Here is a 23,022-nt window from a genome sequence, read left to right as displayed (position 1 = left end):
TATAAAATGCTTGAACGTGGGGAATGATTGCCTGTAAGGACGTGTCTGACTCCACCAGTGGCCAACCGGGCCAGTCTGGGTGGAAGTTTCTTGCAATGCCAGCGTAGGTGAGCCCACCCCGATCGCCGTCGATTCGGTGCAGTGTATAACCGCCCTCGTTGTCGATCATTTTTTCAAATGCAGGTAAAAAAGACGCCATGTCATCCTCCATGATGCCAGCTTAAAATTTAAACACTATTTATTAGTAGCAGTGTCCCGTAGGTATTACAACTTCTTATTTCTATGTAGAGATATAGGAAAATGTAATGTGATTTGCGTTAAAAACACCGTACAATACTGTCCGTACATACAGTTATGGTGACGACGTGCGAAAAATTATTCACGTCGACATGGACTGCTTCTATGCAGCTGTCGAAATGCGTGATGATCCATCCTTAACGAACAAACCTGTGGCGATAGGCGGCAGTGCTGATCAACGAGGTGTGATTTCTACCTGTAATTATCCTGCCCGCAAATATGGCGTGCGTTCTGCCATGGCCTCCGCCTATGCCAAAAGATTGTGTCCGGAGCTTATTCTTATCAAAGGGCATATGGACAAGTACGTTGAAGAAAGCAAAAAAATTCGCGCCATTTTCAATGATTATACCCACCTCGTAGAGCCGCTATCTCTTGATGAAGCCTATTTAGATGTCACCCACTGCGATATTTTTAACGGCAGTGCCACGCTTATTGCTCAGGATATCCGCCGTCGCATTAAGGCCGAGTTAAACTTAACGGCTTCTGCCGGCGTAGCGCCCTGTAAGTTTGTCGCCAAGGTTGCCAGTGACGAGAATAAACCCGATGGCCTGTGTGTTATCACGCCAGATAAACTAGATGAATTTGTTTTAACCATGCCGTTGTCAAAAATTCCCGGCGTGGGTAAGGTGACTGAACAAAAATTACAGCGTTTAGGCCTAACCACCTGTAAAGACGTGCGAAGTTATCCCTTTGAGCGATTAAAAAAAGAGTTGGGTAAATTTGGTTCTGTACTTTGGCATCGTGCTCACGGCGTGGACGACCGACCGGTAAACGTTGACAGAGAGCGTAAATCAATAGGTGTGGAAAGAACCTTCAGTGAAGATTTACTAAGCTTAGATGATTGCCAAGAGACCGTGTCTGGATTATGGCAAATACTCGAAGGACGGATCGAAAAATATCTGCAAAAAACAGGGACTCCCCGTTGCATGATACGGTCTCAGGGAGTAAAACTGAAATTTAGCGATTTTCAACAGACGACGGTGGAGCATCGACTTCATTCCATCGATAGATCGTATTTTAATACGCTGCTGGAACAGGCATGGCAGCGTGCACGGGGACGAGGTGTACGTCTTGTTGGCTTACATCTTGGTCTTGCCGACGAAAGCCCCTTAGAACAACTCCGCTTACCCTTAGAGGACCATTAATATGCCACAAAGCGTTAAAGTAGGCTTATACCAACATTACAAAGGAAGCTATTACACCGTACTTGGTGTTGCAAAACATTCTGAAGATGAAACTGAATTAGTGGTTTATCGCCCCGAGTACGGTGATAGAGCCTTGTGGGTACGGCCACTTTCTATGTTTTTAGAAACCGTAACAAAAGATGGTCAACAGGTTCCTCGCTTTGCCTATATCGGGGAAAGTCGAGATTAGGCACGGCGTTGTTAGGTAGTGCCGCAATAGGTGAGCTGCGACACACAAAAATAACGGCAATTGCCCTGCGTTGAGACGTTAAGTCTCGGTGAGCATAGGTGGTTGCAGTAAGTAGTCTTTTTCCCATAGCTTCATCATACTTTGCTGGCTGATGTTGCCACCGGACAATATCACCAGCGCAGTGCTTTGGGGTTTAGCCTCAAGGGCCCAAGCGGCTACTGCAGCCATACTCATGGCGCTGGTGGGCTCCACATGCACTTTTAGCAAGTGTTGCAGCCATTGGGTCCAGTAGGCAATTTGCACTTCGTCCACTTCGTAAAAATCATCGAGTTGTTGCAATAAGGGAAAGGTGTATGGGCCCACAGAAGGCGTTGCTGCACCGTCAGCCAATGTATTTGGTGCGCTTGTGAGGGTTTCAATTTTACCACTTTGCAGCGAGCGGGCTGCATCGTTGGCGTTCAGGGGCTCAGCACCGATAACTTTAGCATCTGGCTGCAAAGCGTTTGTGGTGATTAGGGTGCCGCTTAATAATCCGCCACCACCACAGGGAGTAAATACGGCGTCTACTGCGCCGGCATCTTGCAAAGCCTCTAAGCATGCCGTGCCTTGGCCAGCAATAATATCCGGGTGATTAAACGGCGGGATCCATACGGTGCCAGGTTCCAGGGCGGCTTTTTGCACCGCTTCGTCGGCTTCAGGGCGGGTAGGATATAGCGATAGTTCGGCGCCATAGTACTCGGTGGCCGCTGCTTTTACCGGCGAAATAGTTGCAGTGGAATAGATGCAACAAGGAATGCCCATTTGGCTGGCAGCATAAGCCACGGCTTGTGCATGGTTGCCGGAACTATTTGCTACAATGCGTTGGGGCAGAGCATTACGTTCAGCCAACTTAGTGAGAAAGTTGGTAGCCCCACGCACTTTAAAAGCTCCTATGGTCTGAAAGCATTCCGCTTTAAATAAAATACGTTGGCCCATCCATTTATTCAATAAACGGGATTCCAATAACGGCGTGTGTTTCACCTTTCCTTTTAGTCTTACAGCGGCGGCTTCTACGTCGGCAAAAGTGGGGGAGACAGCGTCTGACATCGGTACGTCCTATCTGATAAGCGGTAAGTTTGATAACTTACATGACTCTTCGAGGGCGTGCATTACCTGAACGAGAAAAAAGTGCAAAATGATGCCAGTAAGCAGGGTTACCCTATACCATTGATGAATCGCCTTGGTAGTGTAAATAGTGTTACGCTGCGTAAGTAAACTAACAAAAAAGGAAACACCATGGGTTTATTTGACGTGCTGTTAGGAAATGCGAGCGAAACCGATGCTGATGCGGTATATGAAGAGCTATCGCCGGTGCTTGCAGAAACGGAAACCGTTGTCAGTGCCTATAAGCTGGTACGGGATCTCATTGTTTTTACTTCCAGTAGGATGATCTTGATTGATAAGCAGGGGCTAACAGGAAGGAAAGTGAATTATCATTCCATCCCTTACAAAGCGATTACTCAGTTTGTAGTGGAAACTGCAGGGCATTTTGATACCGATTCAGAATTGAAAATCTGGATATCAGGGCAAGATAGTCCGGTGGAAATTGAGTTAAACAGAAATGCTTCCCAGGGCGTGCAAAAAGCACTGGCTACCCAACTATTTGGTTAATTGGGGTGATTAAAATAGGGTAGGGACCATGTCGTTTTATCTGTGCAGACCGAATTTTGTCCCGACCCAGTTTCAATCATTTTATTTTACAGGCGTAGTACTGTTGCTGTTAAGGTGTCCGATAAGCGCCGCTCCCAAGAAAAGAACCATGATTAACATTACGCCTAACATCCACAGATGTGTAATATCGAAGTCTTGCATAGGTTAGCCCTCTGCTGGTTTGATGATCATTAGTTTCCAATCTTAAATAGGCGATATACACCGTAGCCTATTAGCATGATTGTTGCAATAATGATAAATACTTGTAAAAATATATTCCAGAACATCTTTGCCTCTTTTTTATTTCGTCTCATTATTTGCGATCACGAGTGCTTGATACTCTGCTGAGTTAAAGTATTTCGGCCGCCCTATAAATATCAAGTTTGTCACCGTTCCGATTAACAATGTAAATATAAGCATGACGTAGGCATTACTGATGTCTGTCATGCCTAACCAATCTGGAAGGGTCGTAAAAGACCAAAGCGTATTAATGACCCATACACTCACAAGGGTTATCACCGCAGCGCGAGATGAACGTCTCCAGAAGAGTCCGCATACGATTAGCCATAACACGGGCATTAACCACGCAAGCACCCACCCGACGGAAGCAAGAATTTGTGGAAGAAATGAGCCCACAATAATGGCGATGATAGACAGGATGATAATCACGATTCGCGTTACTTGGGCGATCTTCTCTTCTGAGGCATCAGGTCGGTAAAATCTACGATAAATATCGTTGCTGAATATGGTGGCTGGGGCTAATGCAGTCATGGCAAAAGAGGAAAGAATAGCGGCCATAAATGATCCTAAAAGCAGCGTGACCAGCCAAGGTGGAAGCATATGCACCAACATGGTTGTGGCGGCAGTTTTAGGCCCTAAATCATGAAATTCGGGTAACGCTTTTGCCGTTAATCCAATAACGCAGATAAAGACCCCAAACATGCCGTTAATGGGGGCGGCAAACCATAAGGCTTTAATAATGGTCTTTTCATTTTTGGCGCTCATACATACCTGTAATAATGGTTGGTTGGCAGGCTGACTAAACACCAAAGCCACAACCAGACCAAATGCAAAGGTCATTAACAAATGGGGAGAGCCAAATAAAGAAAGGGCCGCTTCATTGCCGCTATTAATATAATATGCAGAGACAGAACTGAAGTCGCCGTTCGGTAACTGGTAGGCAATAAAACCGGTGGCGAGGATCACACTGATATACATTAATGCGGCATTTGCAACGTTGATCCATCCCACTTCTTTAATACCGGCAAGTACCACGTAAAGAATGCCTAATATGCCTCCGGCTATGGCACTGTATTGCACATTCCAGCCTGTCATCGCTGATAGCAAAATGGCCAGACCTTGGGTTTCAAGGGTGAGCACGCCAAAAATTGAGCCGGCCATTACGCAGCTGACGATAATGCGGATCCCTGGACTGTAGAGTTCTTCAAGTAATTCTGGCACCGAGGTTACACCGGTGCGTCGCATCCACAATCCGGTACTCAAACAGACAATGACCAGTAAAATTACATGGGCAATGGAAAACCATAAGGACATTGCCCCCATGGTCCAGGACAGTTCAAATATACCCATGATATGCGGCGCGCCCAACACGGTTAGCGCCAGTGTTGCAGCAATGACCGTTACGCCCAGTTGTCTGCCGCCATGGGTGAACTCAGCATTATGGGCCTGGGTTTGTAATTTGTTTTGTTTAGCAACCCAAAATCCCACGCCGGTGATAAGAATAAGTTCATACACCAGTACGCAGATTATAATTGTAATATTCATGATGTGGCTTCCGCAGTGGAATGAAAAATGTTGTTTTTTTCGGATGACAACACGTGTGATGTAACCGTACCGATGGAGAGTCGAAGCCCTGAAGGCGCGGTGCAATAGCCTCGAATTTCAATAATGTCACCATCTTCAAGAAAGGTGCGTTGCTCGCCATTTGGTAGTTGCAATGGCAATTTCCCGCCTTCGGTTAGCTCAAGAAGCGAGCCCGCTTCATCGGGGGTGGGGCCTGATTGTGTGCCTGAGCCAAAAAGATCCCCAGCATTTAAATTGCAACCGGTTTGGGTATGATGGGAAATCATTTGTGCGATTGTCCAAAAGGCATGTTTAAAGCTGGTTTCACTAAGCTTCATCGGCGGCAATTTGTCGGTACGCATTTTTTCAGTTTGTAGCGTACAGCACATTTTTATATCCAAGGCGCCTGCCTGGGTGTTTGAAGTGCTATTTAACGCATCAACATAGGGACGACTTTCGTACTCTGTGGGAGATGTTCTAAAGGGCGCCAAAGCTTCCGCGGTAGTGATCCAAGGAGAAATGGTGGTAATAAAGTTTTTTGATAAAAACGGGCCTAAGGGTTGGTATTCCCAGGCCTGAATATCTCGGGCTGACCAATCATTAAGCATGCATACCCCAAAGAAGTGGGACTCGGCCTGCGCCATGGAGATGGGCTGAAATTGGGTGGATGGGCGACCGACAAAGATCCCCAGTTCTACTTCGTAATCGAGTTTTTTCGTAGGACCGAGCTCAGGCTGCTCTTGTTGATTAAGGCGTTGTCCAAGGGGACGCTTTACCGGTGTTCCTGATAGCTGAATACTCGAAGCTCGGCCATGATAACCGATTGGCAACCACTGGTAGTTTGGTAGGAGCGGATTATCGGGTCTGAACAATTTACCTACGGAAGTAGCGTGGTAAATGGATGTATAGAAATCAGTGTAATCCTTGATTTCACAAGGCATACACATATGGACGTCGTTGGCATCAACCAATGTATTACGAATTAAGGTTTCTTCTCTCGCGCCTTTTCTTAAAACCTGGGACAGCGCTAATCGAAAAGCACGACTGTAAGCTTTATCCAGCGCCATAAAGGCATTCAATGTTGAGCCGGTAAGGGTTTTTAGTGCATCACTGGCAAGCCCGGAAAACGGGTTTTGCTGGGCTAACGCATGAAGATCAATAATATAATCGCCAATGGCTACGCCACACCGGGCAGACGTACCCGTTTGCTTAAACACCCCCATGGGTAAATTTTGGATGGGATAGTCCGGATGCTGATTGGCACAGGCCAACCAACTTTGAAGATGAACATCATGGGTTTCATCAAGGAGGACTAAATTTGTTGTATTGTCAGTATCTGATTCCACGTTTCATCATCTCCGTTCCAATTACTGTTGCTTTCTTTTTCAATGTACTGATGAGTGCTGGGTTCAATTTTTCAGAAAAACGTGAAGACGGCATTAACACCACAATGGCCGCTATGGGCTGCCTGATACTATTGAAAATAGGTACCGCTACTGCGCAAATACCCAGATGAAGTTCTTCTTCATCCGTGGCATAACCGAGTTTGTTATATTCAACGAGTTTTTCCCTCAGGGCTGTTTTGTCAGTAATGGTGTTTTGAGTAATTGCCTCTAATTCGCCTTTAAGTAAGACATCGACTTTTTCAGCATGAATGTATGAAAGAATGGCTTTGGCCCCTGCCGCGGTATGCAGTGGTAAAACTTCACCGGGAGGCAACACCACTTTTAGTGGGTGTTCCGATGCCGCTGAATAGGTGGGAACCGTTGAGTTACCCAACCACACTTCCAGCGTGACGGTTTCCTGAAGATTGTCCCGCAACTCATCTATGTGGGATCTTGCCAGGTGAAGGATGTCATTGAAGTTAACATCCGCCATTGTCATGGCTAATTGATAAATGGCCGGGCCTAGCCAATACTTCCCGGTTTCTTTGTTTTTATAAACAAATTCGTGATCAGCCAGTCGGATCAGCAAGCGGGAAACGGTTGCTTTATGGATATCCAGCTTTTTGGCCAACCAGGTGGTTCCCATCTCCTGATTTTCGTTTGCCAAGGTAATGAGAATTCGGATCGCTTTATCAACGGTAGAGGCAGAGTCACATTCTTTCATTCGTTTACTCCAATGAATCACAACAGTTTGAGTCTATAGGCGTATTTAGTCTCATTATCTGAGAACAATTGTGACTATATTGTTATTGCCATGTTGTGTATATGTTTCTTCGGTGCAATGGTGATGCTTTTTTGTGCCATAGGCATTTATCTTCAGCGCCTTTCACCAACGGTAGAACGAAGTACACCAATACCTTCGACTTCTAATTCGATGACATCTCCGGGCTGGATCCAACGTTCCAGCTCATCACCACAACCAAAGGCAATGGTGCCCGAGCCAATAAAGTCGCCTGGATGAAGGGTTTCCGATTGAGACACATGTTCGATAATTTTTTCGAAGCTCCAATACATGTCCGAGGTATTGCCTGTGGACCAGGTTTCACCGTTAATTTTGGCGGTCATGGCAAGGTTGGCAGGATCCAGTTCATCCGGTGTCACCAGACATGGCCCCATAATATTACCGCCATTCATGTCTTTGCCTTTGGCTGGGCCCAATAGCATGGTCACTTCTTGTTGCAGCACGTCACGGGCACTGATGTCGTTGAATATGGTGTAACCGGCAATGTAATCTTTTGCTTCAGAGGCGGGAATATTGGTGCCGGTTTTACCGATATAAATGCCAAATTCCAGTTCGTAGTCCAGTTTTTTGGTATAGGAAGGCCAAGGGATCATGGCATCCTGTCCTTGAATGGTTTGGGTGTTGCCCTTGTAATAAAGGGGCTGCTGATACCAAAGTTCAGGAATGGGTTTGCCGGTTCTTTTTTCAAAGTTCTTAGCGTGAGTTTCAAAGCTAATGGTGTCACGAATAGAGGGAGGATTAAGTACCGGCGCCAATAAATTGATTGTGGATAACGCAAAGCGAATTTGGCTTGTTTCCTGCTCAATTTCAGGATGACTCAAGGCAAATTGGAGCGCTTCGGTAGCACGACGCATACTTAGCTTTCCACCTTGTAAAAAGGCAAGCATATCGGCTGGAACAATGGCATCGGCAATGGCTTGGGGGCGTTCGGTTTCGCCACTGTAGTTAAGCATGGCGGCATACGCCGCATTTAAATCTACTACGGTGTTATCGAGTAGTGCACCTATTCGTGTAGACGTGCCCATAATTGTATCTATAGAAAACGTAACCAGTTTCACAGTGATTCCTTAGTGTCAGATGCTTGTTGATTCATAAATAAGGCTAGTTGGCGCAGCAGTTTTTCATTGTTCGAAGCAATGGCTTTCTCGCCGTTATCTCCTTGGTAGTCATACCAACCCTGACCAGATTTGATCCCTAGCTCGCCATCACTGACTTTTTGTAAAAGCTGTTTGGACGGTAAATGGGCGTTACTCAAGGTGGGAAATATATTGGCGGAGGCACGGGCCGCGGTATCGAGTCCAATCATGTCTTCTGCCTCCATCGGCCCAAGGGTGGCAAGGCGAAATCCGTAACTGGCTTTAACAGCAATATCTAAGTCTTCGGGTGAAACAACGCCTTCATCGAGTAGAAAGTCAATTTCTCGTTCCATGGCACCGGTTAACCGGTTGATGATAAACCCTGGTATTTCCTTTTTAACCAGTACAGGTTGTTTACCAACAGATTTCATCAGGGCAATGGTCGAATCGATGGTGTCCTGGGATGTTTGAGGGCCGGTATGCACTTCAACTGCAGGTATGATGTGCGCAGGATTAAAATAATGCAGCCCAATGATGCGATGTTGATTGGGAAGATCACCGGCGATGGTTGACACCGTCATGCTGCTGGTATTGGTTGCAAGAATGACAGAGTCGGGAGTATCAGAGAGCTGCTTAAATAACCTTTGTTTAAGTTCCAGTATTTCCGGTAAGGATTCGATGTACATATCGATACCGGTAAGAGGAAGTTCGCCGTTGATGTTATGAATGAAATTGACGTTTGACATCGCGTTGTCTACGGACATGGGCGTCAAATCATGATGAATGAAACTGGTAATATTTTTTTCCAGCTGGGTTTTACACCGACTAAGGGCGTCTTCTGACACATCAATGATACTGACCGTGATATTTGCCAGTACGAAAGCTTGGGCGATCCCCACGCCCATGGTGCCAGCACCAATAATGGCGATATGTTCAAATTTTTTCATGTCAATGTAAGCTCCCCCAGTGTGTTGGTCTTTATGTTAATCATTCGTTAAGAGTGTAGGGGGGCGAAAGATCTAGCTCAATACGCGTATCTCAATAAATGAGACATATATAACGGATGTGGGAAAATAATTTACCTGTGGTGTTAATTAGTTGTAACTTGTATCAATAATTGAAACCGGCTAATTGCGTACGTCATTTCTTCTACGTAACCTCGATTTAACAAAGATGTTACATGATGGTTTCTTAAACATTAATGCGAAAGGCATTAAAGGAGTAAATGATGGTTCGGGACGTAAACAATAAATTTAAAGTTAAACCCGTTGCTATGGCGGTTTGTTCGCTACTTGTTCAAGCTGTAGGTGGTTTATCAGGCATACACGCACAGGAGTTATCTACTGATGAAACACAAACAGAATCTGTTGATCAAGAAAATGAAGATGTGGAACAAATTTTAGTATTTGCCCGTAAACGGGGCGAACAGGAAAAAGACGTTCCTGTATCCATGTCAGCCATGAGCAGTAACCAATTAGCCGAAGCGGGTGTTACTGATATCACTGCCATGTTCCAGCTAATGCCTGGCGTAGAAAATAACGCCGATGGTTCCCGAATTGCTAACAAACCTGCCATTCGAGGGGTTGGCTCTACAGAAAACTCCTCTATTCGTGCCAAAGTAACCACCTTTATTGATGGGATCCCCATTGTCGGTGCGCAAGGCATAAGTTCTTTTGCTGGCCTGCAGCAAGTTGAAGTATTACGTGGGCCGCAAAGTTCTGCGTTTGGGCGTTCGACTTTTGGCGGTGCAATCAATTACGTTACCCGCGACCCTGATACCCTTGGCGATCTTGAATTCGACTTCAGAGGCACCCTGGGTCAGGATGACACCCAAAATGCAAGTTTATCGTTGATAACACCGATTGTTGAAAACAAACTGGCTATGGCACTGACATTAGAGTCAAACAGTTACGGCGGCCCTAATGAGTGGAAAACCACTAGCGGCGTTCAGCTTGGCGGTACCAGCGATAAACTGGGATCCATTAAATTTGTTTACTCCCCCACTGATAATATTAAAGCTGAACTCATGTACATCAAGCAGGAAATTGATGATGATCACCCAGCCGTGTTATTTACCAATCTGGAAGATTTAGAGTCCTATGAATTAGATAGCGATGGGCTTTGTGTTGTAAATGGTGGCGATAATTCCTGTGTGAATTATGGCGCGATCAATGTGGATGAGATTCCGCTGGTATTTGATTACAACTTTGACGATGAAACCAATCCAATAGACGACCCTGGTACTCGAATTGACAGAGATCGCATTCAAGGCTCGGTGGAAGTGCAGTTTGATAATGACATGATGTTAACGGTTCTTGGTGCTTACACTGATGAAGAAGGTGAAGATTGGCTTGACCGGGATGCCTATGACGATGTCACCACTATGCACATTGCATCTACCCCAGAAAGCATAGAAAAATATGCAGAAACTCGCCTTGCATCAACAGATGAAGGGCGCTTTAACTGGTTAGTTGGCGCATCATTATACGAATATGATTATCTTAATACGGTGTATTCAAATTATACCGCCGGCACGGTAATGGATCTCTATTCTGAAGGTGCGCGTAACGTTGGTGTCTTTTTCAACCTTGGTTATCAAATTACCGATCGCTTAACCGGTTCTATTGAAGGGCGCTATCAGATAGACAAAATTGATGCACTTTATCCTGAAGACGAAGATCGCGGAGCCTATGCTGATATTACCGCAAGTAGTGAGACCAAGTCCTTTCAGCCGCGGGTGGCACTGACCTACGAACTCAACGATGAAAACAATATCTATATGCAATTGGCCCGGGGGACTAATCCAGCCGGTTTTAACTCCAATGCCTTGGATCCTGTATTGCTGGAGACTGCTGAGTCAGAAGGGCTTAACTTAGAAGCATTCCAAACCTATGACGAAGAAGTCATAGTCAGTTATGAAATTGGACTAAAAGGTGGGTTAAGAGAGTATGACTTACGGTATTCTCTGGCTGCGTATTATCTTGACTGGGACGGCTACGTGCAACCGGCAACGGTAAACTGGACGCCTTCTGATGGCGAATTATTGGACGGCACCACTTCTGATGATTACTACAGTCGCTTGTTCATGAATACCGGCGATCTTAGTGGAGCAGGGGTTGAGTTTGAAGGCAACTGGAGTCCAACCGACAACCTGGATTTTGGTGCCACCTTGTCATATACCGGTATTGAATTTGCGGATGATGCGTGTTCACCGATTCCCCTTGATTATGGTGTTGAGGCAACTTCAACGGATCCGTATAACTGCGCTACGACCATCGGCGGCAATGCGCCTCCCATGCTATCTCGTTTCACCAGCTCTTTGGATGCGACCTATACCGTTGAGTTGTCAAACGGCATGACGTCTTATACACGGGTGGATTATCAATATCGTTCGAAACGCTATGTTGAACAAATCAATACGGATTACCTACCTGCTTATTCTCTGATAAATGCACGTACTGGTATACGCAATGACGATTGGTCTATTGAACTCTATGTGAACAATCTAACCAATGAAGACTCTCCCGCAGGCGCAGTACGTTTCTTTGATGGGCGAATTTCAGGTATGTATTACAACACGAGCATAAGATTAAGACAGCCAAGAACGGCAGGTGTTAATGTTTCTTATAGCTTCTTCTAAACAGAGTGAAAAAATGAAAAAAGCGTTGTGGTTTAACCTAGTACTGGCCGCGCTATTGTGCGCTGGCTGTGCCCAGGAAAGTAAAGACACAGAGGGCATGGTTGACACACATCATCCAGAACGCCCCAATGTGTTATTTATTATGGTCGATGATTTGGGCTATGGTGATGTGGGTTACCAAGGCTCAGAAATTAAAACGCCAAATATCGATGCACTGGCAGCGCAAGGCACGGTATTAAAGCATGGCTATGCTTACCCCATTTGTAGTCCTACCCGAGCGGCCCTTATGACAGGGAAAAACCCGTTGGAATTTGGCATAGACGGGCCAATGGAAAACGATGCTATGTTGCCACTTGATCAAACCACCCTTGCTGAAAAATTTCAGCAAGGGGGGTATCAGACATGGATGGTGGGCAAATGGCACCTTGGCATGGGTCAAAAAGCGGCGATGCCCCATAACCGTGGATTCGATGATTTTTATGGTTTTTTGGGGGGATTTGTCGACTATTACACCCATGTGTACTTTGGTGGCTTGGACTGGCAGCACAATGGCACCTCCATTAGAGAAAAAGGTCATGCAACAGAATTGCTGACTAACCGAGCGGTTGAAACATTGAAAAATTACAACGGGAACAAGCCCTTCTTTATGTATTTGTCCTATAACGCACCTCACACGCCATTACAGTATGTGCCACATCCCACCGTGGATTATAGTGCCATAGACAATCCAGACCGACGGGTATTTGCCCAACTTACCACCGATGTGGACGCTAAAATTGGTGACGTGTTAGCCACACTTAAAGAGACTGGTTTGGACAAAAATACCCTGGTTGTCTTTATGAGTGACAATGGCGGAAATCTTGAAGGCGGGGCCAATAATGGTGATTTTATTGGTGGCAAAGGCCGGGCATTTGAAGGGGGCATTCGGGTGCCTATTGTTGTGTACTGGCCGGATAACATCGCCTCTGGCAGCATGGGTACGCCAATGTTTCCCCAAGACTGGATGCCCACATTGCTCGACGCCGCAGGGATCCCTTATTCTGTTGATGAGTTTGAGGGGGTAAGTTTGTTATCTGCGCTTAAAACGAAGGAGAGCAAACCGATTTCACGGGCCGTGGTGATTGGCACCGCCAAGTCTAAATCAGTTATTGAATGGCCTTGGAAACTGATAAATGAAGATGGAAAGCGGTATTTGTTTAATTTGGCTGAGGATGCCACAGAGCAGCACAATTTAATCAGCGAAAATCCTGCAATCGTTGAATCAATGGCGCATTTGCTCGCTTCTGAAAAAAGCACCCTTCCATCGAAGGGCGCGAAAGGTCCACCACCGGAGTCCTTGTTCCGCAAAGCGGATGGTAGTTTTGACTATGATGTTCGTAAGCCGGAAACCCGCGAACCTTGGGCCGAATCGGCGCAATAACGCACAAAAATAGCAGGTGTTTGCATGAAATCGGATTATACCCAAGATGTGACGTTTAACTCAGACTTTGGTGCCTTGCAAACACCTGTTCATCTGGCTACTGCAATGGCGTTGTCGGGCTGGGAGCCGGGCAAAATAAAGGGGCACTTTAGATACCTGGATTTAGCCTGTGGCAATGGTCACACTCTGACTTTATTAGCGGATGCCCATCCAAAGGCGGAATTTGTCGGTATTGATATTAATCCGCAGCACATTGAACAAGCTCAAAAGGTTGCCAATGAAGCGGAACTAACAAATGTGACCTTTATTTGTGCCGATCTTATGACGCTGAATGCCAGCGAATTTCCGCCTTTTGATTATTGTGCCATCAGTGGCATCTATTCATGGCTTGATGACACCCGTCAGGCCTATATTTTTCAAATAATCGATGACTTATTAACGGATGAGGGTGTTTTTTATCTGGACTATTGTGCATTACCTGGGATCACGCAAACGGCCACCCTTTACAGTATGGTTCAGCAATTCGCTGATCAATATCAAGGATCAAGTGCACAAAGGCTAACGGCGGCAACCCAGTTATTGATACCGTTACACAAAGCAAAGACCCCCTTTTTTCAATACAATCAGCAAGCCGCGGAGCGTTTTTCAAGAATGCTCAGTAACCCTGCGGAAGATGAAGCCCATGAAGTTCTCAATCTAAAACCCAATGCGGTTTGGAGTAAGGAAATCATTGAAAAAGCGCAGGATGAGGGCTTCACCTTTGTGGGCAGTGCCGGATTACATCATAATGTGCCTGATTTTTCAGCCCATCTAACATTACCGGAGGCGGCGAAATCGTTGCCTGTAAGCTGTCAACAAATGTTGCAAGATGTGGCTTGGAATGTGACTCAGCGCAAAGACATATACTGCAAAAACCGTGTGCCTTCTTCCCGCTCGCTGAGTGAACGGTTACATGATGTGGATTTCTACTTTCCTCCAGGGAGTCTCAATGAGCAGATGATTTCTGCTATCACTCGTCAGTTTCCCGGTGCGAGATTGCTCAATAAACCCAATATAGAAAACTTATTGCAATGCGGTGTTACAGGCACGGTGGGAGAGTTATCCCGTACATTTTGTCAGTTGTATCAGCAAAAATATCATCGCCATTGTGACTTTTTCGATGCCTTACTTGAGCAGTTGCTAGCGACACGTGTGATGTCATTGGCCGTTGTGCAAGTGCCGGTAAAAGGCAATTGTGCGTCATTCAGCCTGCCGTCTGCGTTAAATCGGTTGTTGTTAAAGCAAGATTTGCATATGGAGTTTGGTCGTCCGTTATCGTCGCCGGTTACCGGAACCCGTTTAGTGCTACCGATTAAAGATCGCTTGTATTTATGGGCGTTAACTGGCAATGACCTATATTCGGCGTGGGAAAACCTTGGCCAATTGCAGGGGATCTTTTTCGGGCCGGACGGTAAAAAACTCAATGCCGATCAGTTTGTTCAGATTATTCAATCCAGCCTGCCTGCATTTAAAAGCAGAATAGCGCCCGAGCTGGTTCGCTTGGGCATTCTGCAGTGTGGTTAGTTGCAGGAAAAACCTCCGTCGATATTAATAATTTCACCGGTAACCAGGTTTGATGCCTGGGAGGCAAGGAACATAAAGACACCGCTAAAATCTTCCGGTTCACCTAATCGACCCAATGGAATGCGACTCAGTACCTGTTCTCTTTTATCTTGTGCTTCAGGCTCAAATAACCAGCTTGTCAGTGCTGAACGAAAGACCGTGGGGGCAATGGCATTCACACAGATGTTGTGGGGGCCAAGTTCCACCGCGAGAGAGCGGGTAAGCATATTAATGGCGGCTTTGGAAGTGCCGTAAGCGGAGGTACCGGCGGCAGTGGCAAAGTGGGCGCGTACCGATGAAATCAGAATGATTTTACCACCCCGCTGCTGGGCTTTTAACACGTCACTGGCTTTTCGACAAACAAGCCAGCTTTGTTTTACGTTGGCATCCATTACGCGATCAAATTCATCGCTGGACATACTGTCGATGGGTTTAACCACACTGGTACCGGATGCACAGACGATGATATCCACCGGATGAGATTGGCATGCAGTGGCAAACATGTTGTCGACGGCTGCTTCGTTGTCGGGTCTGCCACAATAGGTGGTGACATCGACACCCAATGAACGGATTTCTTCCGCCAGACTGGAAAGTGTCTCACTATTTGAGCCTGTTAATGTAATGTTTGCACCTGCTGAGGCTAAAGCTCTGGCAGCGGCACCGCCAAGGGCGCCTGTAGCCCCTACAACAAGCGCTGATTTGCCTTTTAGTGAAAAAAGAGAAGCCGGTGAAAAATGTTGCATTATTGTAACTCCCTACAGGTTTGAATTGTCATTTTGCTGTTCTCAAGTCAAGTATTCTGCAGTGTTGCGCCAAAAACCAACAAAATTTAGAAACTGTATCAACTATTGAGATTGTGGAGGTGTAGGTCGAGAATTGGGATGTAATACTTTCTTCACACCTTACAAATGTGGAAAGAAAGATGACAATTAGAACTGAACCTGAAACTGGCATTCAGTATGTTGAATTAAGCCACCCATGGCATCATAACCAGCCCGTGCTTCCTGGCTTGGATGAATTGATTCTTTATCGCTCGGTCAATCATGCAAAGCATGGGGTGATGAGCCAAAAATTTAAAACAACCTTTCATACATCAACCCATGTTAATGCCCCTATTCATTTAGTCTCTGGCGCAAAAGGGGTGGGGGAAATTCCTCTGGATACCTTCTTCGGTACGGGCGTAGTGTTGTCAATACCCAAAGAAAAGTGGGCGCTGATCACTGCAAAAGATTTGCAAGCTTTTGATGATGTGGTCCAAGCCGATGACATCGTACTGATTAATACCACCTGGCATAAGCGCTATGCAGATAGCCAGGATTATTTTGGTCACGCGCCGGGATTGTCGCAGGATGCGGCACAATGGTTCGTTGATAAAGGGATCAAAATGCTGGGTGTGGACACACCTCAAGTGGATCACCCCTTAGCCACCTCTTTGGGTGAGCATCGTAACGGCCCAACCATGAAACGCCTAACGCCTGAATATGAGCGGGAAACCAACCGCAAGGCCAAGGAAGATTTTCCCGACTGGCTACCTGCCCACAAGTTACTGCTTGCCAATGATATTCCTACCATAGAGAACGTTGGCGGCGATCTCGATGTTGTAACGACTAAACGTTGCACTTTTCATGCTATGCCTTGGCGCTGGAATGAAGGCGATGCCTGTGTGGTGCGCTTAATGGCACTGATGGATCCCACGGGAAATTACAACATTGAATCTGGTCAGGCTGAGGAATAAGGAGAAGACAATGACAACATCTACAAAAGGTCTACAGTTTTTTGATCTCAGCAACCGCTGGGGACACGGGATGCCACAATGGCCATCAAGCCCTAAAGGGATCGCCATCACCACGACCCAATTTCATGCCATGCATGGTTGTCAGATTTTGGAATGGGAAGGGATCATGCACCGGGGAACGCATATGGATTCACCTATTCATGTGACTGAGAACGCTCCGGATATTGATGCCTTTGAGCCTTGGCGCTTCTTTGGTACCGGAGTGGTGGTTTCAATTCCGAAAGGAAAATGGGGGGTTGTGACGCCAGAAGATTTAGAAAAAGCCCGCCCTCAGATCCGTGAAAATGACATCGTAATTATCAATACCGGCAGTCATAAGAACCTAGGTGATAACGATGACTACTACCAGTATTCGCCGGGCCTTTATAAAGAAGGAGCCGAGTGGTTGGTAGAACGCAAAATCAAACTGTTAGGGATTGATGTACAAGCGCTGGATCATCCTCTTGGTACTAAGCTGGTGGATCACGGACCTGGCCCAACGCACCATCATCTTTTTGACGAATACAAAAAAGAAACCGGCCGGGATGTGATGAAAGATTTTCCCCATTGGGAGCCTTCCCATAAAGCCCTATTGGCGGCAGGTATTCCTGGTATTGAAAACGTCGGTGGCGATATAGACAAAATAACCGGTAAACGTTGCACCTTTATGGCCTATCCATGGCGTTGGCCCGGTGGTGACGGATGCGGGATCCGTTTGGTAGCCATTATCGATCCTGACCAAACCTTCGCTCTGGAAAAAGGAGACAGCTATGCAGGTAACTAAGATTAGTGACGCAAAGCGTTATGACGCCAAACTTCATTGGGGGATGACAGGGCTCCGTCTTCAGGGCATGGAAGCCAGTGATATGGAGAGTTTTTCATGCAGCCTGTCTTACTTTATGCCCGATGGTGGCGCCGAATGGAGCGCTTCGCCCAATGAAAAAGTGTACATCGTGCTGGATGGTGAGATCACCATATTGACCAAAGACGAAAATGATCAGGTCGTAGAAACCCAAATGGGACCGATGGATTCCTGCGTTATTGGATATAACGAAACCCGGGCAGTGGAAAATCGCACCAACGGTGTGGTCACCATGCTTGTTGTCGTGTCTGCTTAGGAGAGAAAAAATGATTTCAGAAGCATTAAGAAACCCACTGTCCTTGTTTGATGTAAAAGGTAAATCGGCGCTGGTTACCGGCGCTTCCGGCGCCTTTGGTCGTGCAGTGTCCATCGCGTTAGCCTCCATGGGCGCGAACCTTACCTTAGTTGCCGGTAGCAAAGACGAGCTTGAAAGTGTAGCCGCAGAGTGCCGTGAAGTAGGGGGGACGGTGCAAATCATTAACCGCCGTCCGGATACTCTTGAAGATGCCAATGCCATGATTGAAGCTGCTGTTCAGCAATATGGTGATATTGAGCTGATGTTCATCGGTTCCGGTTACAACAAAGCAGGATTTATTCACGAGCAATCCTATGAAGATTGGCAGGCGGTGATGGATGCCAATGTGCGGGGCAACTGGTTTATGGCGAAAGCCTATGGCACATGGCGCATCGAGAATAATCGTACCGGTGGCAAAGTGGTCATGGTGTCTTCGGTTCGAGGGCGTCATGGCAACATTAGTGGTTATACCGGCTACTGCACCAGCAAAGGGGCTACCGATATGTTGACAAAGGTATTGGCAACCGAATGGGGCAAGTATGGCATCAATGTGAATGCCATTGCGCCTACGGTATTTCGCTCCAAACTTACCGCCTGGATGTTTGATGAAGATAACGAGCTAGGTCAGGCCACAAAACAACGGTCATTATCACGGTTGCCGTTAGGCAGACTGGGTGAGCCAGAAGATCTTGTGGGTATGGCAATGTACTTATTATCGCCAGCATCAGACTTTTGTACCGGTCAAATCATGTATGTCGACGGTGGATTTACAGCGGGGTAATGAATATGTCTGCTAATCCAGTCGTTGGCATCGTTGGCGCAGGACTCATGGGGCATGGTATTGCCCAACGCTTTTTGTCTGCTGGCTTTACGGTGAATCTTTATGATCCTAGTGAAGACGCGCTTATTGAGGCAAAGCAACAGATCCCGGTCATTTTTAACCTATTAGGGCAAACCGATAATAGTGGTGACCGTTTAACCTGTTTTACCACCCTTCAACCGGCGGTGGAAGACGCGAGTTTGGTTATCGAAGCGGGCCCTGAAAATATAGACGTAAAACGGCAGATTTTTAGCGATTTATGTCAATACACATCGAAAGATTGCATTTTAGCCACCAATACGTCGGCCATCCCCATCGCCAATATTGCGGAAGAGCAGGTTAAGCCCGAGCGTATCGTTGGGGCTCACTTTTGGAATCCCCCCCATTTGGTTGACTTAGTGGAAGTGATCCAAAGCCGTTTCACCGATGCCCAGGTGGTGGAAGAAACCATTGCTATTTTTAACCGCGCAGGCTTAAAAGCGGTGCATGTGAAAAAAGATATTCCGGGGTTCATTGGCAATCGGCTGCAGCACGCTATGAAGCGGGAAGCCATTGCCTTAGTCAGCAACGGCGTGTGTGATGCCGACACCATCGATGAAGTGGTAAAGCATGGTTTTGGCAAGCGTCTGGCTGTGCTCGGCCCTTTAGAGCAATCCGATATGGTAGGACTGGATTTAACCTTAAGTATTTTGTCCACCATTTACCCTGATTTAGACAACAGCCAAGTCCCCCAATCCCTATTGCAAGACAAAGTGGCCGAGGGCAAAACCGGTATGAAAACCGGGGAGGGCTTTAAGCGCTGGACGAAAGCGTCAGCGCAGCAGTTAAAACAACGCGTACAAGAACACTTGATTCGTGCGCAATTACAAAAACATTCAGAAAACTAATACAACACCTAATATGAGGTTTACCCATGGCGATTAATCAATATTACCCCGTTCCTAAGTTAGAAGAATACAGCGAACGATTTAAAGATTTTTTTAAATTCAAACGGGAAAATGGCATTTTAGAAGTCAAAATGCATACTAAAGACGGCCCGGTAAAATGGAGCTATCAGTTTCACCACGCTTTAGCGGAATTATGGACTGTCATTGGCCATGACAAAGAAAATGAAGTGCTTATTCTGACATCCACTGGCGACAAGTGGATCAATGAATGGGATGTTGAATCCTTCAAAGAAGTAGAACAATCCCCCGATAATGACAAGCGTTTTGATGTACAAATCTACGATACCCTAAAAATTGTCGAGAATTTCATTAATGACATTGAGATCCCTACTATTGCTGTTATTAACGGGAAGGGGATCCACTGGGAAATGTGCATGATGAGTGACATCACCCTTTGTACCCCTGATTTCGTGCTTCAGGACGACCATTATGGCATGGACTCAGGTCACGTCCCTGGCGATGGCATGGGACTGTGCTTACAGGAAATTTTAGGCATTAAGCGTGGTAATTACATGATGCTAACCTGCGAAGCGATGGATGCGCAGACCTGCTTAGAACTCGGAGCGGTAAATGAAGTGGTAGAAAGAGATAATATCGTCGATAGAGCATGGGAAATTGCCGGTGATATTATGAAGAAAAGCCGTTCTTGTCGTCGCCTGACACACTATATTTGTGCCCGACCTTGGAAAGCGGTTATTGAACGTGATTTTAGAATTCACGTACTGTCAGAAATGTATTCATTTAATATGTCGAATTCAGAGCATGACTTTGAGTACATCAAGTACGATGAAGAAAAATAAAAAAAGGGCTGCCGCCCTTTTTTATTGAGAGGATCCAGCTTAACTAAGCTGGATCTTTTTCAAACCTAGTTTGTAGGCTGTAAGGTACGATCGAAAAACCGGGTAATGGTTTTATATAAATGAATACCCGTTTGTTTGCCACGTATACCGTGTTTCTTGCCCGGATAATCCATGGTTTCAAAAGGGATCGCTAAATCCTGCAAGTGTTTATACAGCTTGGTACTGTGGGTAAACAGCACATTGTCATCGGCCATGCCGTGGTAAATCAACAAGTCACCTTTGAGATCTTTAGCATAAGGGAACACACTAGAGGCCGTGTACGCCCCGTCATCGGTATTTGGATTGCCCATGTAGCGTTCGGTGTAGTGGGTGTCATAAAGACGCCAATCGGTTACCGGAGCACCGGAAACCCCGGCAGCAAAGTAGTCGCCCGCTTTAAACATGGTCATTAAGGTCATGTAGCCACCGTAGCTGTGACCATGCACGCCAATTCTGGCGCTATCGACGTATGGCAGTGTACGCAGGAATTTAACCCCAGCGACCTGATCATCCACTTCAATGGTGCCCATTTTCTTGTAAATGGGATCTTCAAAGGCTTTACCCCGGAAGTTAGAGCCGCGATTATCGATACTGAACACCACATAGCCTTTGCTGACCCAGTACTGCATGAGCAGTCCGCGATTTCCGCCCCAACTGTTAGTCACCACCTGTGCGTGAGGACCGCCATACAGGTAGACAATGACGGGATGTTTTTTCTCAAGGTGGTCAGGTTTATATAATCGATAATAAAGCTCAGCACCATCATCGGTCTTTAAGGAACCAAATTCGGGCTTAACCCAGTTATCCTGATAGGCATAGAGGGGATGGGCTTCATCAATGGCATTTTCTTCCAACCAAGTAATCTGGGTGCCATCGGCTTTATGCAAGCTAACCTGAGGCGGATGATTTACCGTCGATACGCTATCAATATAGGTTGAGGCATCGCCGGCAAAATTAACGCTGTGGAAGCCATCGGTAGTGGAAACGCGTTGGATATCTCCCCCCTTTAACGACACGCGGTATAAGTGCCGTTCCAATGGCGTGTCTTTACGGCCGGTAAAGTAAACCATACCAGCGTCCTGGTCGACGGCTTCTAATTCGTCTACGACCCATTGCCCTGAGGTAAGCTGGCTCACAAGGGAGCCGTCATTGTTGTACAAATAAAGGTGTTTAAATCCGTCTCGTTCCGATGCCCAAATAAACTGCTTATTGTTTAAAAAGGTGAGATCGTTATTTAAATTCACCCAGGTATCGCTGTGTTCTTTAAGTAGTCGTTGTTGAGACTGGGTTGATGCGTCATAGGCGCGCAGTTCCAGTTGCTGTTGATCTCGGGTTTGCCATTGATAGGTAAATACGCTTGAGGCGGGGATCCATTTACCACGGGCTAAATAAATATCTTTATCGTTGCCTAAATCAATCCATTGGCGCTCACCTGTGCTTAGGGTTTGAATAGCAAGGCCGATTTCAACATTGGGCGTTCCTGCCGCGGGGTAACGCTGTTCGATCATTTTGATACTGTCGGCGTAAATTTCAGAGCGGGTGATCACATCAACGGGGTTCTCATCTACCCGGGTAAATGCAATGTACTTTTCATCGGGTGACCACCAGTAACCGGTCATTCTGTCCATTTCTTCCTGGGCGACAAATTCGGCCATACCAAATTTTATCGTCCCGCCACCTTCAGTGGTGATCGCGGTCTCTTTGCCAGTAGCAATGTTCTTCACAAACAGATTTTGATCGCGAATGTAAGATATATAATTTCCTTTAGGGGATAACTTAATATCGGTTTCAAAGGCGTCCGTGTCTAATAGTTGTTTGGCTCCGGACTGACCCAGTTTGTAATAAAACACATCGCCACCAATAGGAAAAAGTAGGGCACTGCCATCGCTTGACCATTGATAGCTAACAATGCCTGAGCCGGTGAGGCGCATTCTTTCCCGACGGCCTTTTTCTTCATCGGATAACTCGACTTTGCCGTCGGTTAAGCTGGCAGAATCAAACAACATACGGGTTTCACCGGATTTTATGTGGTACTCCCATAGATCCAGCTGTTCATAATCGTCTTGTTTACCTTTTAAGAAGGTAACACGCTGGCCATCCGGTGAAATCTGAAGGTTTCTCGGGGCGTTGCCGTCTAAGGAAGGGGATTCAAAAATGCGCTCAATGGTGAGTTCTTTTGCATGAAGAGCAGAACTAAGCATAAAGACTCCAAGTAACAAAATTTTTTTCATTGTAATTATTGACTGTTAAGTTATCGACGTAAAAATAATAGGTTAGAATGACACAAGGCAGGTAAGAATAAAATAGTACGCAAAAAAGAAGGCTTCTCGGGTCTGGCAACCCCTTTATACGCTTGACCGTTTCTTTTCCATCTCTTACGGTGCATTTTTTTGATAA

21 protein-coding genes are annotated in these 23,022 nt (G+C 46.2%); 12 read left to right on the top strand and 9 right to left on the bottom strand.

Going from position 1 to position 23,022, the window contains the following annotated elements:
- A partial coding sequence (locus V5298_RS10040) for a glycosyl hydrolase 108 family protein (RefSeq protein WP_332931330.1) occupies nucleotides 1-199 on the bottom strand: 199 nt, incomplete at its 3' end.
- A gap of 166 nt (nucleotides 200-365) precedes the next feature.
- Between V5298_RS10040 and dinB the strand changes: the two genes are divergently transcribed.
- Together dinB and V5298_RS10030 are read left to right on the top strand one after the other, a co-directional pair.
- The gene (dinB, locus tag V5298_RS10035) at nucleotides 366-1,442 is read left to right on the top strand and encodes a DNA polymerase IV (protein WP_332931329.1); all 1,077 of its coding nucleotides are present in this window, start codon (nucleotides 366-368) and stop codon (nucleotides 1,440-1,442) included.
- A gap of 1 nt (nucleotide 1,443) precedes the next feature.
- On the top strand, nucleotides 1,444-1,671 hold the full coding sequence (locus tag V5298_RS10030) for a DUF1653 domain-containing protein (protein WP_332931328.1): 228 nt from the start codon (nucleotides 1,444-1,446) through the stop codon (nucleotides 1,669-1,671).
- Between the two features lie 78 nt (nucleotides 1,672-1,749).
- Here the strand turns inward: V5298_RS10030 and V5298_RS10025 are convergent, their stop codons facing one another.
- The gene (locus tag V5298_RS10025) at nucleotides 1,750-2,757 is read right to left on the bottom strand and encodes a serine/threonine dehydratase (RefSeq protein WP_332931327.1); all 1,008 of its coding nucleotides are present in this window, start codon (nucleotides 2,755-2,757) and stop codon (nucleotides 1,750-1,752) included.
- 189 nt (nucleotides 2,758-2,946) lie between these two features.
- Between V5298_RS10025 and V5298_RS10020 the strand changes: the two genes are divergently transcribed.
- Entirely contained in the window at nucleotides 2,947-3,321 is a 375-nt protein-coding gene (locus tag V5298_RS10020; protein ID WP_332931326.1) for a PH domain-containing protein, read from the top strand.
- 339 nt (nucleotides 3,322-3,660) lie between these two features.
- Here the strand turns inward: V5298_RS10020 and V5298_RS10015 are convergent, their stop codons facing one another.
- From V5298_RS10015 to V5298_RS09995, 5 genes are all read right to left on the bottom strand, one after another.
- Entirely contained in the window at nucleotides 3,661-5,145 is a 1,485-nt protein-coding gene (locus tag V5298_RS10015) for a sodium:solute symporter family protein (protein WP_332931325.1), read from the bottom strand.
- A complete protein-coding gene (gene fahA, locus V5298_RS10010) occupies nucleotides 5,142-6,509 on the bottom strand; it encodes a fumarylacetoacetase (protein WP_332931324.1) in 1,368 nt (455 codons plus the stop codon). The genes V5298_RS10015 and fahA overlap by 4 nt, the downstream gene beginning before the upstream one ends.
- On the bottom strand, nucleotides 6,493-7,272 hold the full coding sequence (locus V5298_RS10005) for an IclR family transcriptional regulator (protein WP_332931323.1): 780 nt from the start codon (nucleotides 7,270-7,272) through the stop codon (nucleotides 6,493-6,495). The genes fahA and V5298_RS10005 overlap by 17 nt, the downstream gene beginning before the upstream one ends.
- Before the next feature lie 152 nt (nucleotides 7,273-7,424).
- A complete protein-coding gene (locus V5298_RS10000) occupies nucleotides 7,425-8,408 on the bottom strand; it encodes a fumarylacetoacetate hydrolase family protein (protein WP_332931322.1) in 984 nt (327 codons plus the stop codon).
- The gene (locus V5298_RS09995) at nucleotides 8,405-9,373 is read right to left on the bottom strand and encodes a 3-hydroxyacyl-CoA dehydrogenase family protein (RefSeq protein WP_332931321.1); all 969 of its coding nucleotides are present in this window, start codon (nucleotides 9,371-9,373) and stop codon (nucleotides 8,405-8,407) included. The genes V5298_RS10000 and V5298_RS09995 overlap by 4 nt, the downstream gene beginning before the upstream one ends.
- A 278-nt stretch (nucleotides 9,374-9,651) precedes the next feature.
- Between V5298_RS09995 and V5298_RS09990 the strand changes: the two genes are divergently transcribed.
- Genes V5298_RS09990 through V5298_RS09980 form a run of 3 tightly spaced genes read left to right on the top strand, consistent with a single transcriptional unit; the run spans nucleotide 9,652 to nucleotide 15,049 of the window.
- The gene (locus V5298_RS09990; protein WP_332931320.1) at nucleotides 9,652-12,066 is read left to right on the top strand and encodes a TonB-dependent receptor; all 2,415 of its coding nucleotides are present in this window, start codon (nucleotides 9,652-9,654) and stop codon (nucleotides 12,064-12,066) included.
- A gap of 13 nt (nucleotides 12,067-12,079) precedes the next feature.
- Nucleotides 12,080-13,486, top strand: coding sequence for an arylsulfatase (locus V5298_RS09985; RefSeq protein ID WP_332931319.1), 1,407 nt, complete (start codon nucleotides 12,080-12,082; stop codon nucleotides 13,484-13,486).
- A gap of 24 nt (nucleotides 13,487-13,510) precedes the next feature.
- Nucleotides 13,511-15,049: a class I SAM-dependent methyltransferase gene (locus V5298_RS09980; protein ID WP_332931318.1), complete on the top strand. Its 1,539-nt coding sequence runs from the start codon at nucleotides 13,511-13,513 to the stop codon at nucleotides 15,047-15,049.
- Here V5298_RS09980 and V5298_RS09975 read toward each other — a convergent pair.
- Nucleotides 15,046-15,831 carry an SDR family NAD(P)-dependent oxidoreductase gene (locus tag V5298_RS09975; protein WP_332931317.1) on the bottom strand — a complete coding sequence of 262 codons (786 nt, stop codon included), beginning with the start codon at nucleotides 15,829-15,831 and terminating at the stop codon, nucleotides 15,046-15,048. The genes V5298_RS09980 and V5298_RS09975 overlap by 4 nt on opposite strands.
- 179 nt (nucleotides 15,832-16,010) lie before the next feature.
- On the opposite strand from V5298_RS09975, the gene V5298_RS09970 reads away from it, so the two are divergent.
- Genes V5298_RS09970 through V5298_RS09945 form a run of 6 tightly spaced genes read left to right on the top strand, consistent with a single transcriptional unit; the run spans nucleotide 16,011 to nucleotide 20,586 of the window.
- Complete coding sequence (locus V5298_RS09970; protein WP_332931316.1) at nucleotides 16,011-16,823, top strand: cyclase family protein; 813 nt, start codon at nucleotides 16,011-16,013, stop codon at nucleotides 16,821-16,823.
- A gap of 10 nt (nucleotides 16,824-16,833) precedes the next feature.
- Nucleotides 16,834-17,646, top strand: coding sequence for a cyclase family protein (locus V5298_RS09965; RefSeq protein WP_332931315.1), 813 nt, complete (start codon nucleotides 16,834-16,836; stop codon nucleotides 17,644-17,646).
- Nucleotides 17,633-17,980 carry a cupin domain-containing protein gene (locus tag V5298_RS09960; protein ID WP_332931314.1) on the top strand — a complete coding sequence of 116 codons (348 nt, stop codon included), beginning with the start codon at nucleotides 17,633-17,635 and terminating at the stop codon, nucleotides 17,978-17,980. Before V5298_RS09965 ends, V5298_RS09960 begins: the two co-directional genes overlap by 14 nt.
- Before the next feature lie 10 nt (nucleotides 17,981-17,990).
- Nucleotides 17,991-18,800, top strand: a complete 810-nt coding sequence (locus tag V5298_RS09955) for an SDR family NAD(P)-dependent oxidoreductase (RefSeq protein ID WP_332931313.1) — start codon at nucleotides 17,991-17,993, stop codon at nucleotides 18,798-18,800.
- A 5-nt stretch (nucleotides 18,801-18,805) separates the two neighbouring features.
- The gene (locus V5298_RS09950) at nucleotides 18,806-19,726 is read left to right on the top strand and encodes a 3-hydroxyacyl-CoA dehydrogenase family protein (RefSeq protein WP_332931312.1); all 921 of its coding nucleotides are present in this window, start codon (nucleotides 18,806-18,808) and stop codon (nucleotides 19,724-19,726) included.
- Nucleotides 19,727-19,752: 26 nt separating this feature from the next.
- Nucleotides 19,753-20,586, top strand: coding sequence for an enoyl-CoA hydratase/isomerase family protein (locus tag V5298_RS09945; RefSeq protein ID WP_332931311.1), 834 nt, complete (start codon nucleotides 19,753-19,755; stop codon nucleotides 20,584-20,586).
- Nucleotides 20,587-20,651: 65 nt separating this feature from the next.
- On the opposite strand, the gene V5298_RS09940 is transcribed toward V5298_RS09945, so the two are convergent.
- Nucleotides 20,652-22,856 (bottom strand): S9 family peptidase, encoded by a 2,205-nt coding sequence (locus tag V5298_RS09940; protein ID WP_332931310.1) that lies wholly within the window; start codon nucleotides 22,854-22,856, stop codon nucleotides 20,652-20,654.
- Nucleotides 22,857-23,022 lie beyond the last annotated feature (166 nt).

Origin of the sequence: Alteromonas sp. 14N.309.X.WAT.G.H12, from assembly GCF_036697315.1 — a bacterium.
Lineage (GTDB): Bacteria > Pseudomonadota > Gammaproteobacteria > Enterobacterales > Alteromonadaceae > Alteromonas.
The sequence above is the reverse complement of the archived record's forward strand: the minus strand, read 5'-3'. Positions and strand labels throughout refer to the sequence as shown.

What these genes read in the sequence shown, in the direction of transcription:
- V5298_RS10030 (WP_332931328.1), top strand. Translation starts at nt 1,444, where the DNA reads ATGCCACAAAGCGTTAAAGTAGGCTTATACCAACATTACAAAGGAAGC.
- V5298_RS10025 (WP_332931327.1), bottom strand. Translation starts at nt 2,757, where the DNA reads ATGTCAGACGCTGTCTCCCCCACTTTTGCCGACGTAGAAGCCGCCGCT.
- V5298_RS10020 (WP_332931326.1), top strand. Translation starts at nt 2,947, where the DNA reads ATGGGTTTATTTGACGTGCTGTTAGGAAATGCGAGCGAAACCGATGCT.
- V5298_RS10015 (WP_332931325.1), bottom strand. Translation starts at nt 5,145, where the DNA reads ATGAATATTACAATTATAATCTGCGTACTGGTGTATGAACTTATTCTT.
- V5298_RS10005 (WP_332931323.1), bottom strand. Translation starts at nt 7,272, where the DNA reads ATGAAAGAATGTGACTCTGCCTCTACCGTTGATAAAGCGATCCGAATT.
- V5298_RS09995 (WP_332931321.1), bottom strand. Translation starts at nt 9,373, where the DNA reads ATGAAAAAATTTGAACATATCGCCATTATTGGTGCTGGCACCATGGGC.
- V5298_RS09990 (WP_332931320.1), top strand. Translation starts at nt 9,652, where the DNA reads ATGATGGTTCGGGACGTAAACAATAAATTTAAAGTTAAACCCGTTGCT.
- V5298_RS09985 (WP_332931319.1), top strand. Translation starts at nt 12,080, where the DNA reads ATGAAAAAAGCGTTGTGGTTTAACCTAGTACTGGCCGCGCTATTGTGC.
- V5298_RS09980 (WP_332931318.1), top strand. Translation starts at nt 13,511, where the DNA reads ATGAAATCGGATTATACCCAAGATGTGACGTTTAACTCAGACTTTGGT.
- V5298_RS09975 (WP_332931317.1), bottom strand. Translation starts at nt 15,831, where the DNA reads ATGCAACATTTTTCACCGGCTTCTCTTTTTTCACTAAAAGGCAAATCA.
- V5298_RS09970 (WP_332931316.1), top strand. Translation starts at nt 16,011, where the DNA reads ATGACAATTAGAACTGAACCTGAAACTGGCATTCAGTATGTTGAATTA.
- V5298_RS09965 (WP_332931315.1), top strand. Translation starts at nt 16,834, where the DNA reads ATGACAACATCTACAAAAGGTCTACAGTTTTTTGATCTCAGCAACCGC.
- V5298_RS09960 (WP_332931314.1), top strand. Translation starts at nt 17,633, where the DNA reads ATGCAGGTAACTAAGATTAGTGACGCAAAGCGTTATGACGCCAAACTT.
- V5298_RS09955 (WP_332931313.1), top strand. Translation starts at nt 17,991, where the DNA reads ATGATTTCAGAAGCATTAAGAAACCCACTGTCCTTGTTTGATGTAAAA.
- V5298_RS09950 (WP_332931312.1), top strand. Translation starts at nt 18,806, where the DNA reads ATGTCTGCTAATCCAGTCGTTGGCATCGTTGGCGCAGGACTCATGGGG.
- V5298_RS09945 (WP_332931311.1), top strand. Translation starts at nt 19,753, where the DNA reads ATGGCGATTAATCAATATTACCCCGTTCCTAAGTTAGAAGAATACAGC.
- V5298_RS09940 (WP_332931310.1), bottom strand. Translation starts at nt 22,856, where the DNA reads ATGAAAAAAATTTTGTTACTTGGAGTCTTTATGCTTAGTTCTGCTCTT.